General features: G+C 56.2%; 11 protein-coding genes. 1 reads left to right on the top strand and 10 read right to left on the bottom strand.

Features of this window, described 5'->3' with window-relative positions; all coding sequences use genetic code 11:
* From FG13_RS14225 to FG13_RS14180, 10 genes are all read right to left on the bottom strand, one after another.
* Positions 1-1,281, bottom strand: coding sequence for an O-antigen polymerase (locus tag FG13_RS14225; RefSeq protein WP_035821850.1), 1,281 nt, complete (start codon positions 1,279-1,281; stop codon positions 1-3).
* Positions 1,278-2,468, bottom strand: coding sequence for a glycosyltransferase family 9 protein (locus tag FG13_RS14220; RefSeq protein WP_081922578.1), 1,191 nt, complete (start codon positions 2,466-2,468; stop codon positions 1,278-1,280). The genes FG13_RS14225 and FG13_RS14220 overlap by 4 nt, the downstream gene beginning before the upstream one ends.
* Entirely contained in the window at positions 2,461-3,696 is a 1,236-nt protein-coding gene (locus FG13_RS14215) for an oligosaccharide flippase family protein (RefSeq protein ID WP_161784180.1), read from the bottom strand. Before FG13_RS14215 ends, FG13_RS14220 begins: the two co-directional genes overlap by 8 nt.
* A gap of 7 nt (positions 3,697-3,703) precedes the next feature.
* Positions 3,704-4,699 (bottom strand): ADP-glyceromanno-heptose 6-epimerase, encoded by a 996-nt coding sequence (gene rfaD / locus FG13_RS14210; protein ID WP_035821841.1) that lies wholly within the window; start codon positions 4,697-4,699, stop codon positions 3,704-3,706.
* 8 nt (positions 4,700-4,707) lie between these two features.
* Positions 4,708-5,643 carry a D-glycero-beta-D-manno-heptose-7-phosphate kinase gene (rfaE1, locus tag FG13_RS14205; protein WP_081922576.1) on the bottom strand — a complete coding sequence of 312 codons (936 nt, stop codon included), beginning with the start codon at positions 5,641-5,643 and terminating at the stop codon, positions 4,708-4,710.
* Between the two features lie 67 nt (positions 5,644-5,710).
* Positions 5,711-6,574 carry a dTDP-4-dehydrorhamnose reductase gene (gene rfbD, locus FG13_RS14200; protein WP_035821839.1) on the bottom strand — a complete coding sequence of 288 codons (864 nt, stop codon included), beginning with the start codon at positions 6,572-6,574 and terminating at the stop codon, positions 5,711-5,713.
* The gene (rfbC, locus tag FG13_RS14195; protein WP_035821836.1) at positions 6,571-7,116 is read right to left on the bottom strand and encodes a dTDP-4-dehydrorhamnose 3,5-epimerase; all 546 of its coding nucleotides are present in this window, start codon (positions 7,114-7,116) and stop codon (positions 6,571-6,573) included. Before rfbC ends, rfbD begins: the two co-directional genes overlap by 4 nt.
* 3 nt (positions 7,117-7,119) lie before the next feature.
* Positions 7,120-8,013: a glucose-1-phosphate thymidylyltransferase RfbA gene (rfbA, locus tag FG13_RS14190; protein ID WP_035821834.1), complete on the bottom strand. Its 894-nt coding sequence runs from the start codon at positions 8,011-8,013 to the stop codon at positions 7,120-7,122.
* Positions 8,013-9,095: a dTDP-glucose 4,6-dehydratase gene (rfbB, locus tag FG13_RS14185; protein WP_035821832.1), complete on the bottom strand. Its 1,083-nt coding sequence runs from the start codon at positions 9,093-9,095 to the stop codon at positions 8,013-8,015. The genes rfbA and rfbB overlap by 1 nt, the downstream gene beginning before the upstream one ends.
* Positions 9,096-9,582: 487 nt before the next feature.
* Positions 9,583-10,479: a sulfurtransferase gene (locus FG13_RS14180; protein ID WP_051959056.1), complete on the bottom strand. Its 897-nt coding sequence runs from the start codon at positions 10,477-10,479 to the stop codon at positions 9,583-9,585.
* 137 nt (positions 10,480-10,616) lie between these two features.
* On the opposite strand from FG13_RS14180, the gene dnaE reads away from it, so the two are divergent.
* A complete protein-coding gene (gene dnaE / locus FG13_RS14175) occupies positions 10,617-14,156 on the top strand; it encodes a DNA polymerase III subunit alpha (protein ID WP_051959053.1) in 3,540 nt (1,179 codons plus the stop codon).
* Positions 14,157-14,206: the final 50 nt, after the last annotated feature.

Raw genomic sequence — 14,206 nt, 5'->3', positions numbered from 1 at the left:
TTATTTGAAAAATTTCTTTTGAATTGAATAGAGAATAAAAGGAATTAGGAAAGAATTTTCGAAAATATTCTTCACGATTGATACGGAAAATGGATCGCGGTTGAACGTGAATGTCATGCAGGCACAGATCAGGCTATAGATTACTATTTTCTGAGTGCTGACGGTTTTTCGGTAATTTCCCAACAAATAGCCAACCGCCGCAAAAAATACGGCAGCGCCAGTGATGCCAAAATTGATCAGTAGTGATACGAAAACATGCAGGCCGCCGAGCGGCATGGCGAAGTCATAGCCAAAATTTAGCGGATTGAGCAGATAGTTAATCTTCCCCGGGAAGATGACCGAAGGAATCAGGTTAATGAAATCACTGATCAGAAACGATGGGAAATTGATTAATGGAAGCTTTCCGCTGGTTAAGAACGAAAAAGATGAAATAGAGGTGAGTAACGGTTCCTGCGCAAGATTCAACGCCATGTTGAATAGCGAAAAATCGCTGCCTGCCCTCAATACACCCCACATTGCCGCGCTGCCGATACCTGCCAGCCCCAACACGAAAAATTCGCTGAGCTTTACTCGCCAGGAAAAGTAGGTCGAGAAGAAGATAATTACAGTGAGCATATTGGTTGCAAAATACAGGCGTCCACCCAAAGAGAGCGCCAGAATCGCAAAGAAATAGTACGCAAGCATGAATGGATCGGTCAATACAGGCAATATCTTTTGCATATGTCCATGCTTCATGACCGCGCGCATGAATGCCATGGAAAACAGAATCGAGGTGGACGCGATGAACGTTCCACGTGGCAAAGCATCCTGCACCACGCCATCTTGGTAGTTTTCAAATAATGCAGCGTCATAGCCTGTAAAGAAATAATGCTTGATCGGGATGGCCATCAACGCTGCCAAGCCAATGCCAAGGCAGCTCATGATTGACCAGAAACGTATGGCCCGTTCTGATTTTTGAGTGATCGGCTTACGCGGCGACTTGCCATTGAAGCTGACGTAATAAAAAAACGTGAAAATGGCATAAAACAGGAAGGACAATACCAAGTATGTCAGGCTGGTTTCATCGGTAATCGAAACAAAGCGCTCAATGACTATCTGCAATTCTTCCGGCGCCGTCGAACCTAACAAAGACGATAGGAAATAAGGCGTCAGCCAATAGTAGGCATAGCCGACGGAAAAGAAGAAAAATCCGTTCAGGCTGATGGTCCCATTTTTAACGCAAAAAATGTAAACTGAAAACAGGATCAACAGATAATTTATCAGGCACAGGAATATGATCATTTGTATATCGCCTTCATGATCGCCAGTGGTAATAAATCATCCATGCATTTTGGTGAAGCATAAATGCAGGTATTGCAACGATCTATTATGTGGCCACGCCCGCAGGGGCCGCACTCCAGTTCCAGGGAGACTGACTGGCAGCGTTGTCCCCAAGCACTGAAACGATGATGGCAGCTTGAGCCAAATATGCCCGTGACATTGATGTTTGACGCTGCCGCGATGTGCATGGCGCCAGAATCATTGCCAATGAAGCGATCACAGTGCCTGAGCAAGGCTGCCATCTGCGCGATGCTGGTCTTTGCGATCATATTGACGACCTTGCCGGGAAAGTTCGCTTCGAATTGCGCGCCCAATGCCGTGTCATCCTTGCCGCCGACGAGCAAAATGGTGAGTTCCCGCTCCTTGTGTTTTTCTTGTAACAGGCTAGCCAGTTCCACATAATACTGCAGTGGCCAGCGCTTCAGAATGGAATAGCCGCCGGACAGGCCCAGCCCGATGAGCATGCTGCCAGCGGGGACGTGCTCCTTGAGGAGCTGTTGTGCATAGGCATCGTCCTGTGCGGCACCCCAGAATTCCAGTGCCGTATCGGCCGGCTGAAAGCCCAGGTGGCGCACGATATCAAGATTGCGTTCGACTTCATGCTTCAGGCCAAGCGCAGGCAGGATGTCAGTGTACAGCATGTCAAAGCCGGCATTGAGCACCTGCTTGCGTTGCGTCGCTTTTTCCGTATAGGCGATGCGCCGCTTTGCCCCGCTGAAGAGGGCGATGAAGCCCGCATGATGATCTTCGTCAAAGCGCGGGACGATGGCAATATCCGGCTGTTGCAAACGGAAGTGGGTCCAGCAGAACTTGAGGCTCAAGCAGTGCCGTACCAGCAAGCTTTTCGGCAGCGAACTGCCCCAGTCGTACGTCGCGATATGGTTGACGTACGGGCAATGCTGGACCATCGCCTGGATGCGCGGATGCACGACCAGCGTGATGTCGGCATCGGGATAGGCATGCCTCAGTTCGCGCAGCAAGGGCGAATTCATGGCACTGTCGCCCAAGGTCTGGTCCAGGCGCACGACGAGCAGGCGCAAGCCGGCGTGCGGCTGCTGGCGCGCCAGCAGCGCCAGGATGCGCGCGCAGAGCAGGCCCAGGAGGACACTTAAGACCATGAAAGTACGAATTGCGGTATTTTTAATCATCTTTGTTGTTGCTTTTTTGTAATTTTCTTAAAAGAATATTTTGAATAAGAAAATTAAGCGATTCCATTGCCAGTATCGAAAACAAGGCGCCATAGGCACCGAAGCGGGGTACCAGCAGCAGCATCGCAACGGACAGGAAGGTAAAGTTCCAGACCGCGACCGAGGTGATGAATTTATACTTTCCATGCGCCTGGATGGCAGCGGTACTGATCAAGTTGCCGCATTTGAATATCAGGATGCATCCGGTCAGATTCAGCATCGCTTGCGCGGCAGCATATTGTTTAAACGTATACACCAACAGGACATTCGCCAGTACCAGCACCGTCAACAGGGCCAGGCCGGCGTACAGGGCCATGACTTTGCGGTAGCGGGCATTTACTGCCGATGCCGTCGCCACCGACGTTTTCAACGAGGTGGCGATATGGCCATAGGCATTGACGGCCAATGCGCCCGCAATAAATTGAAACGGTTCCACCAGACGCACGGCAAACGCATAGAGCCCCAGCTCTTCGGCGCTACGGAATTTCTCCAGGAAAAACACATCCATGCGTCCATAGGTGATGCCCAGAATGGTCGCGGCGGCAATTGGCAAGGTCATTTTCAACAGCTTGAGCATGCCCGGGAAATTCAGGCAGGCCAGGCTGCCCCGCATGACCGGCACCTTGGCAATCAGGAACAGGCCAACCAGGGCTTCGGCCGCAGGAATGGAAAAGAATGCCAGCGCCGGATTGCTGGCAAACGTGAACAAACCATAAAAAACACCGAGCGACAACAAGCCCGCCATGGCCACGAACGGCGCGATATGGCGCCCGCGCATCTTGGCGATAAAAAAATTGATCGGCAAGTTCATCAGCAGCGGCGACATGACCATGAGCGCAAAGGGCAAGGTCGAACTAAGTTCCCCCGGACGCAAATGCAGCATGACGGCCGTGCTGGCGACGGCCACCAGCAAGCCCAGCATCAGCTTGGCGCTCATCGCCGCACCTATCGTCTGACGCAGCACCGCCTTGTTGCGATGCGATGCGTACTCGCGCATGGTGTACGTGTCGATGCCGAAATCGGCCAGCAGGCGTCCGATTTCGGCAACCGTGAAGAACAGGGCAATCGTGGCAAAATATGCCGGTTCCGAATAGCGCGCCGCAATCAGCAGGGCGAATATCCGCACGCCGAATGAGGCACCCCGTATTAATGCTGTGAGTATCGAGTTTTTTAGTATGTTCTTTAGCAAAATAATCTCATCGGGCGTGCAGCCAGTTCCGGATGTACCGGCTCACTCCCTCCGAGACGGAGTAGAACGGCGCGTCATAGCCGGCTGCCCGCAGGCGCGAGATATCTGCCTGGGTAAAGGACTGATACTTGCCGATCAAGGCATCGGGAAACTTGATGTATTCCAGCATGCCTTGCGCCACCATTTCTTCACGGGTCAGTGGCGCCAGCGCATCGAGTTCGCGGCAAGTATTGACGGCCGCGACGGCGATGTCATTGAACGGCTGCGATTGTCCGGTGCCCAGATTGAAAATGCCCGACTGTTGCGGGTGGTCCAGGAACCACAGGTTCACCTTGACGACATCCTCGACGGAAACGAAGTCACGCAACTGCCCGCCATCGGCATAACCATCGCGGCCTTCAAACAGCTTGACCTTGCCATGTTCGCGGTATTGGTGGTAATGGTGGAATGCCACCGATGCCATGCGTTGCTTGTGCTCTTCGCGGGGGCCGTAGACGTTAAAGTAGCGGAATCCGACCACTTGGGAGGTCAGGTCGGCCATGCGTTCGCGGACGATCTGGTCGAACAGGAATTTCGAATAGCCATAGATATTCAATGGTTTTTCAAACTCGCGCTCTTCCTTGAAGATGCTACCCGTGCCATACACCGAGGCGCTGGAGGCATACAGGAAAGGAATTTTATTGTCCTGGCAATAATCGAGCAAGGCCAGCGAATAACGGAAATTGTTTTCCATCATGTATTTGCCGTCGGTCTCCATGGTGTCGGAACAGGCACCCTGGTGAAACACGGCGCTGATCTTTCCTGCGTACGCAGGGCTGGCCAGCTTGCTCAAGAACTCGGTCTTGTCGATGTAGTCGCTGATATCGCAATCGACCAGATTGCGGAATTTATCGCCGCGCGTCAAGTTATCAACAGCGATGATCTGGCGATGGCCACGCGCATTGAGCGCTTTGACGATATTGGAACCAATGAGTCCTGCGGCACCTGTTACAACGATATACATAATTTCTCCTAGCAGAACAGTTCTTCTTGGCTTACCACTGCCGTGCCCAGCTTGCCGACGACGATGCCGGCCGCGCGGTTGGCGATGCTGATAGCTTCTTCATAGTCATATCCGGCCGCCAGCATCAGGCCGAGCGTGCCGATCACGGTATCTCCGGCGCCGGAGACGTCAAAAACCTGGCGCGCAACCGTGGGCTGATGCAAGACTTCATCCTTCTGGTAAAGGGACATGCCTTCTTCACTGCGCGTTACCAGCAGCGCGTCAAGCTCGAGTTCCTGGCGCAGCGCCTGGGCTTTTTGTGTCAGCGCGGCTTCGTCGGACCAGCTGCCCGCCACGGCCTGGAATTCCATGCGGTTCGGCGTAAGCAGCGTCGCTCCCTTGTAATGGCTGTAGTCGCTACCCTTGGGATCAACGAGGACGGGCTTGCCCAGCGCCCGCGCGGCAACAATCATTTTTTCCGCATAGCGCAGGCATCCCTTGCCATAGTCGGACAGAATCACCAGATCATGTTCGCTGACCAGCTTGGAATAAATTTCAAGCTTGTTCGTCAAAATCTCGTCCGTCGGAATTTCCTCGAAATCAATGCGTAGCAATTGCTGTTGACGAGACAGGACGCGTAATTTCACGGTCGTGGAAATATTGCTATCTCGATATAGCTGCGTATGCACACCATTTTCTTTGAGTAAGCTTTCCAAGGCGTCGCCTGCCTCGTCCTGGCCGATGACCGAAAGCAGGGTCGCCTGGCCGCCCAGACTGGAGATATTGCGCGCCACGTTGGCCGCGCCGCCCGCGCGGTCTTCTCGATGGGAAATCTTTGCAATGGGAACCGGTGCTTCCGGAGAAATACGATTGACTTGTCCAAACCAGTAGCGGTCGAGCATGACATCGCCGACTACCAGAATCTTTGCTTTGGATAAATTGTCTTTATAGCTATGGTTAACCATGATATGAGTAATTGGAGTACGCGATGCCGGAGGCCGCTGAGCCGACGAGCGGCAGGCAGGGACAGAATCAGGATTGACACAACCTTAAAGCGGCATCCCATTGTGGTAAGGGGCCAAAGCGGTCGATCAGCTTGGCGCATGAGAGCAAGGAATACATGGGGCGCTTGGCGGGTAAGGGATAGTCGGCCGTGGCGATGGCCTGGACATGGACGGGCTTGGCCGGGGGCGTATTGCGCAGGATTTCTTCCGTGAAGCCGGCCCAGGAGGTGCTGCCCTGCGAAGTCAGGTGATACAGTCCGCCATTGTCGCGCCACCAGCCATGGTCGCCGGTACGCGACTGGCTGACGATGTGCGCAGTCACATCGGCAATCGTGCGGCACCAGGTGGGCGAACCGGTCTGGTCGCCAACAATGCGCAGTTCGCTGCGGTCCTGCGCCAGACGTTGCACGGTCAACAGGAAGTTCTTGCCGCGCGTGCCATATACCCAGCTGGTACGCAAGATCAGGTGTGCTGCGCCCGAGGCGGCGATGGCCTGTTCGCCTGCCAGCTTGCTCTTGCCGTAAACGTTCAGCGGATTGGTGGCAGCCGTTTCCACATAGGGTGTCGTGGCCGTGCCGTCAAACACATAATCGGTGCTGTAATGGATGAGGGCTGCGCCCAGCCGCGCGGCTTCTTCCGCCATGACGCCCGGCGCCTGCGCGTTCACACGCATGGCCAGTTCCTCGTCGGTCTCGGCCTTGTCGACCGCCGTGTAGGCGGCGGGATTGATGATCAGATCCGGCCCGATTTTGCGGATCACGTCGCGGACCTGATCGAGGTCGCTCAAGTCCATCTCGCTGCGGTCGACGGCGATAATATGACCGATGCCCTGCAGGCTGCGTTCCAGCTCATAGCCGACCTGGCCATTTTTTCCAGTGATGAGGATTTTCACGCGAATACCTCGGCGTCTGCCAGCAGTTTGCCCAGCTGGTCTTTGCCCGACAGCATGGGCTCGCCATCGCCTGGCCAGGTGATGCCCAGGGCCGGATCGTTCCAGAGTATGCTGCGTTCGAATTCAGGCGCCCAGTAATCGGTGGTTTTATACAGGAATTCGGCCGATTCGCTCAGGACGATGAAGCCATGGGCAAAGCCTTCCGGAATCCAGAGCTGGCGCTTGTTCTCGGCCGACAGCGTGACGCCGACCCATTGCCCGAACGTGGCCGAGCTGGCGCGCAAGTCCACCGCGACGTCAAAGACTTCGCCGGCTGTAACGCGCACCAGCTTGCCTTGCGGTTGCTGGATCTGATAGTGCAGGCCGCGCAGGACATTCTTGCTGGACTTGGAGTGGTTATCCTGGACGAAATTGGCCTGAATACCCGTCAAGTCGGCAAAGCGCTGCTGATTGAAGCTTTCGTAAAAAAAGCCCCGGTCATCGCCAAATACTTTGGGCTCGAGGATCAATACGTCGGGAATGGCGGTGGTTTGAATTTGCATGGCTTAAAAAATCTTATCATTCAACAGGCGTAACAAATATTGTCCGTAACCGTTCTTTTTCAGCGGTTGGGCCAGTTGTTCCAGCTGGGTGGCGGTAATGTAGCCTTTGCGGTAAGCAATTTCCTCAGGGCAGGCAACTTTCAAACCCTGGCGGTGTTCGATGGTGGCAATAAATTGGCCTGCTTCGAGCAGCGACTCGTGCGTCCCTGTATCGAGCCAGGCCATGCCGCGGCCCATGCGTTCCACCTTCAGCGTGCCGCGGTTCAGATAGACGCGGTTGACATCGGTAATTTCAAGTTCGCCCCGTGCGGACGGCTTGATCGATGCGGCGATATCGGCGATGTCCTTGTCGTAAAAATACAGGCCGGTGACGGCATAATTCGATTTTGGCTGCAAGGGCTTTTCTTCAATGCTGATGGCTTGCTGATTGGCGTCGAATTCCACCACGCCATAGCGCTCCGGATCTTGCACATGATAGGCAAACACGGTCGCGCCGTCCGTGCGCTCGGAAGCGGCAGACAGGCTTGATTCGAAATCATGGCCATAATAAATATTATCGCCCAAGATTAATGCCGAGGGCGCATCGCCCAGGAATTCGCGGCCGATGATGAACGCCTGCGCCAGACCATCGGGTGATGGCTGTACCGCATAGCTCAGGTTAATCCCCCATTGGCTGCCGTCACCGAGCAACTCTTTGAAACGGGGCGTATCGGCGGGCGTGGAAATGATCAGGATGTCGCGCATTCCCGCCAGCATCAACGTTGTCAGCGGATAGTAAATCATCGGCTTGTCGTACACGGGCAACAGTTGCTTCGAGACCGACATGGTCACGGGATACAGGCGTGTGCCTGAGCCCCCGGCCAGGATAATGCCCTTGCGGGCCAGTTTGGCTTCCATCAAGCCTCCGTATTCTGTTCGGCGCGGGCCGTATAGTTTTTTTCCAGCCACGTCAGGTAGGCGCCGGATTGGACGTCGCGCACCCATGCATCGTTGTCCAGATACCATTGCACCGTCTTGCGGATGCCCGTATCGAAGGTTTCTGCCGGCTTCCAGCCCAGTTCGCGCTCAATTTTGCGTGCATCGATGGCATAGCGGCGATCATGGCCTGGCCTGTCGGCAACATAGCTGATTTGTTCGCGATAGCTGCCACCAGTTGCCTTCGGTTGCAGTTCATCGAGGATGTCGCACAGGGTGTGCACGACGTCGAGATTGGCTTTTTCGTTCCAGCCGCCGATATTGTAGGTTTCTCCCGTGCGTCCGCTTTCCAGTACCCGGCGAATGGCCGTGCAGTGATCGCTGACATACAACCAGTCGCGCACCTGCTGGCCATCGCCATAGATGGGCAAGGACTTGCCTGCGCGCGCGTTGGCAATAATCAGGGGAATCAGCTTTTCCGGGAAGTGGTAAGAACCATAATTATTCGAGCAATTGGTGGTCAGCGTCGGCAAGCCATACGTGTGATGATAGGAGCGCACCAAATGGTCCGACGCTGCCTTTGTTGCCGAGTAAGGGCTGTTGGGCGCATAGGGCGTGGTTTCAGTAAATGGCGCATCATCCGGCCCCAGTGTCCCGTACACCTCATCGGTCGAGACATGCAGGAAGCGGAAGGCCGCACGTTCTGCTTCAGGCAGTGCTTGCCAATGGGCGCGCACGGCTTCCAGCAGGCTGAAGGTGCCATTGATGTTGGTGCTGATGAATTCTGCTGGTCCATGAATCGAGCGATCGACATGGCTCTCGGCTGCGAAATGCACGATGGCACGTGGCTTATGCTGTGCCAATAACTGTGCCAGCAAGGCACCGTCATTGATGTCGCCCTTGACAAACAGGTGGCGTGGATCGTTCTGTACCGCCAGCAAGTTATTCAGATTTCCCGCATACGTCAGCTTATCCAGATTAATTACCGGTTCATTATTTTGCGCGAGCCAATCCAGAACGAAATTCGATCCGATAAAGCCTGCGCCACCTGTCACTAAAATCATCTGAGCTTCCTGTGCAAAAAAATACAAATAAGAGATGCTGCTTAATTCATTTCTTTAATAATAATAGTAGGCAACGGGAATCTGCCTATCCCAGATGCGTATATTCCATGATGTTAATAACTGAAAACATCAATCAATCCTTAACTCTTGATTATAATTCAGAACCCCTTAAATTGCCATGTTTGCAGCAGTTTACGCGCGTCCTGGTCAACGCTTTCCGCAGGCTGTGTTGTTCTTTTCCCATAGACAAGCCCATGTGGGCGGGGCGGCGCGAAGCAGCCGTCGATTGAATTTTTGCATGGCTCACTGAGCCAGGGAAAGCTAGTGTTTATGAGAATGGCAAACAAATCCAATATTGTTACATTTGTTTGCTTTTTGACGCGTGCGGATAGCGCCAGGCCTGGCAGAGAAAATGCTGATCAATTGTTATTGTGCAATTGATTTTTTTGAAAGATGTCGCCGGGGAAATGGCGACATCGGAAACGCATCAAACCATCGTTTTATCGTGGCAGTTTGGGCATGACACTTCATACACATATTCCGGCGCCAGCTGCTGGCGCGGCGTGACGACGGCGCGGCAGACGAAGCATTGCACCGTTTCCGTCGGTTCCAGTTTCGGGTTCAGCGCCGTGCGGTAGTCGAACACGAAGCAGTCGCCCGTATAGTGCTCGCCGCCGACTTCCTCGAAATACTTCAGGATGCCGCCGTCGAGCTGGTACACGCTGTCGTAGCCGATTTCCTTCATGTGGATGGCCGCCTTTTCGCAGCGGATGCCGCCCGTGCAGAAGGTGACGACGGTCTTGCCTTCCAGTTCATCCTTGTGCGCGGCGGCCACGGCCGGGAATTCCGTAAACTTGTCGATGCGGTAATCAAGCGTGTTGTTGAACGTGCCCACATCCACTTCAAAGGCGTTGCGCGTTTCCATCATGACCACGGGCTTGCCTGCATCGTCGACGCCGGCATCGAGCCAGCGCTTGAGCGTATGTGCATCGACGGACGGGGCGCGGCCCAGTTCCGGCTTGATCAGCGGCATGCGCATGGTGATGATTTCTTTTTTCAGCTTGACCAGCATGCGCTTGTGCGATTGCTCGTTCGACAAGCTTTCCTTCCATTCCAGATCGGCCAGACGTTCGTCGCTGCGCACCCAGGCGAGGAAGGCATCGATATGCTCGCGCGTGCCCGACAGGAACATATTGATGCCTTCCGGCGTCAGCAGGATCGTGCCCTTCAGTTCAAGCGCCAGGCATTGCTCCTGATACAAGGGGCGCATGGCTTCCGTATCGGCTAGCGTGATGAATTTATACGCGGCGATATTGACAAACGAGGCGGCCAGCGGGCTGGCGGCGGCGGAAACGGCGGGTGTTGCTGGGGTGATGGCTTGCATGATGGCGATCGGCTTAGACTGAACAGCCGATATTATAAGCCCGACAGGCCAGGCAGGATACCCGGTCCGCACCCGCGACGCGGTAGAATAGACCCCATTGAATTTTGCACGAAACGGTACACAGGATGGAAATGGTAATGCAAGAGGCCGGCGCTCCGGCAGGTTCACAGCAAGCGATGCAGCCCGGTCCTGCCTTCGTCCACTTGCGCGTGCACTCGGAGTACTCGATCGTCGATGGCCTGGTGCGCATCGACGACGTGGTCAAGGCGGCGGCGAAGGACAAGCAGGTGGCGCTGGCCGTCACCGACCTGTCGAACCTGTTTGGCATGGTCAAGTTCTACAAGGAAGCACGCGGCAAGGGCATCAAGCCCATCGTTGGCGTCGACGTGTGGATCACGAATGACGACAACCGCGAAAAACCGTCGCGCTTGCTGCTGCTGGCGAAGAACCGCATGGGCTATCTGCAACTGTGCGAACTGCTGTCGACGGCCTGGCTGACGAACCAGTACAAGGGCCGTGCCGAGCTGCGCATCGAGTGGCTGCAGGCGCTGGCGACGAATACCTATGACTTGTACCCGGGCGAAAGTGCGGCGAATGGCTTGATTGCGCTGTCGGGCGCGCACTTTGGCGATGTCGGCATTGCCATCGAGAATGGCAACCTGGCCCTGGCCGAACGCAACGCGCAGCGCTGGGCCGAGATTTTCCCTGGCCATTTTTATGTCGAAATCCAGCGCGGCGGCCAGGCCAACCAGGAAGCGCAGGTGCGCCATGCGGTGGCCCTGGCGGCCAAGCTGGGCTTGCCTGTTGTTGCCACGCATCCCGTGCAATTTATTTCCCCAGAAGAATTTATTGCCCACGAAGCCCGTACCTGTATCGCCGAAGGCGAAATGCTGGCCAACGCCAAGCGGGTCAAGCGCTTCAACGACAGCCAGCGTTTCCTGTCGCAGGCTGACATGGCCGAATTGTTCGCCGACTTGCCGGCCGCGCTGGCCAATTCCGTGGAAATCGCTAAGCGCTGCAATTTGACCTTGACCCTGGGCAAACCGCAGCTGCCGAACTTCCCCACGCCCGAAGGCATGACGATCGACCAGTTCCTCGTTGCCGAGTCGCAGGCCGGCCTGGAAAAGCGTTTGTTGCAGCTATATCCCGATGCCGAGCGCCGTGAAAAGGAGCGCCCGCGCTACGAGTCGCGGTTGAAGTTCGAGACGGACACGATTTGCAACATGAAGTTCCCCGGCTACTTCCTGATCGTGGCCGAGTTTATCCAGTGGGCCAAGGAAAACGGCGTGCCCGTCGGTCCGGGCCGCGGTTCGGGCGCCGGTTCGCTGGTGGCGTATTCGCTGCTCATTACCGACCTCGATCCACTGCAGTACAACCTGCTGTTCGAGCGCTTTTTGAATCCAGAACGCGTCTCGATGCCCGACTTCGATATCGACTTTTGCCAGGAAGGGCGCGACCGGGTCATTCAGCACGTCAAGGATTTGTATGGCAAGGAGGCCGTCTCGCAGATCGCCACTTTCGGTACCATGGCGGCCAAGGGCGCGATCCGCGACGTGGGCCGCGTGATGGATTTCGGTTACAACTTCTGCGACGGCATCTCGAAACTGATCCCGTTCAAGCCGGGCAAACCCGTGTCGATCGCCGACGCCATCGAGGAAGAACCGCTGCTCAAGGAGCGCCTGGAAAACGAGGAAGAGGTCAAGCAGTTGCTGGACCTGGCGCAGCAGGTCGAAGGCATCACGCGCAATATCGGCATGCACGCGGGTGGCGTGCTGATCGCTCCGGGCAAGCTGACGGATTTCTGCCCGCTGTACACGCAGGGCGGCGACTCGGGCGTCGTGTCGCAGTACGACAAGGATGACGTGGAGGCCGTCGGCCTCGTGAAGTTCGACTTCTTGGGTCTGACCACGCTCACCATCCTCGACCGCGCCGTGCGCTACATCAAGCAGCTCGATCCGGCGCAGGCCAATTTTGATCTGGCCACCTTGCCGCTGAATGACAAGCCGTCGTATGACTTGCTGACCAAGGCCAAGACCGTGGCCGTGTTCCAGCTTGAGTCGCGCGGCATGCAGGGCATGCTGAAAGATGCGCGTCCCGACCGTTTCGAAGACATTATCGCGCTGGTGGCCTTGTACCGTCCGGGCCCGATGGACCTGATTCCCGACTTCTGCAAGCGCAAGCACGGTGAGCGTTTCGATTATCCCGATCCGCGCACGGAATCGATTCTGTCCGAAACCTACGGCATCATGGTGTATCAGGAGCAGGTGATGCAGATGGCGCAGATCGTCGGCGGCTACTCGCTGGGCGGCGCCGACATGCTGCGCCGCGCCATGGGTAAGAAGAAGGCCGAAGAGATGGCCGAGCACCGCGAAATCTTCCGCGCCGGTGCGGCAAAAGACGGCTTGACGGCGGAAAAGGCCGACGAGATCTTCGACTTGATGGAAAAGTTCGCCGGCTACGGTTTCAATAAATCGCACGCCGCCGCCTATGCTCTGCTGTCGTATCACACGGCCTATTTGAAAGCGCACCACACGGCCGCCTTCATGGCCGCCAACTTGTCGCTGGCCATGGACGACACGGACAAGATCAAGATACTGGTGGAAGATTCGCTGGAAATCTGCAAGCTGACCTTGTTGCCGCCGGATATCAACGCATCGGACTACCGCTTCACGCCTAGCGGCGCCGCGCCGTCCGTGAGCGGCAAGAAAGTCACGCAGATCCGCTACGGCCTGGGCGCTGTAAAAGGCTCGGGCCAGAACGCCATCGAAGCCATCATCGCCGCGCGCGAGGCCGGCGGGCCATTTACGAGCCTGTTCGATTTCTGCAAGCGCGTGGACAAGAAGCAGATCAACCGCCGCACCATCGAGTCGCTGATCCGTAGCGGCGCCTTCGATTGCCTGAAGGTCGACCGCGCCATTCTGCTCGCGTCCGTGGCCTTCGCCATGGAATGCGCCGACCAGGCCGCCAAGGCGGCCAACCAGGTGAGCCTGTTCGGCGGCGACGACAGCGACATGGTGGCGCCGCCCGAGTACGTCAAGGTGCCCGTCTGGAGCGACAAACAGCGATTGACGGAAGAAAAGATCGCGCTGGGCTTTTACCTGTCCGGCCACCTGTTCGATTCGTATGCGCCCGAGGCGCGCCGTTTTGCGCGCACGAAATTGTCGGAACTGTCGCCATCGCGCGAACCGCGCATGATGGCCGGCGTCATCACGGGTTTGCGCACGCAGATGACGCAGCGCGGCAAGATCCTCATCGTCACGCTGGACGACAAGAGCGGCACGGTGGAAGTGACGGTGTACGGCGAACTGTTCGACTCGAACCGGAAAATCTTCAAGGAAGATGAATTCCTGGCCGTCGTGGGCAAGGTGTCGGAAGACCGTTTTTCGGGCGGCTTGCGTATCACGGCCGAGAGCGCCTTCGACATCATTTCCGCGCGCGTACAGTATGGCCGCCAGCTGGGCTTGACCTTGCCCACGACGCTGGACATGAAACGCATCAGCGACGTGATCACGCCGCACCGGGCCGCGGACGGACTGCCGATCGCCGCCAAGGTCAGCCCGCAAGGCGTCAGTTGTGTGCTGCAGTTTGGCGACGAGTGGAAAGTGGCGCCATCGGATGAATTGCAGATGGCGCTGGAGCAGATGCTGGGCGCGCAAGAGGTGGCGGTCGAATACTGACCGGCACCACCGGGCGCATATGACAACGCCAAAAACAAAGCCAAACCGCG

This window comes from Janthinobacterium sp. RA13 (assembly GCF_000745325.1).
Taxonomy (GTDB): Bacteria; Pseudomonadota; Gammaproteobacteria; order Burkholderiales; family Burkholderiaceae_D; genus Janthinobacterium; species Janthinobacterium rivuli.
This window is presented reverse-complemented; position numbering and strand designations above follow the sequence as displayed.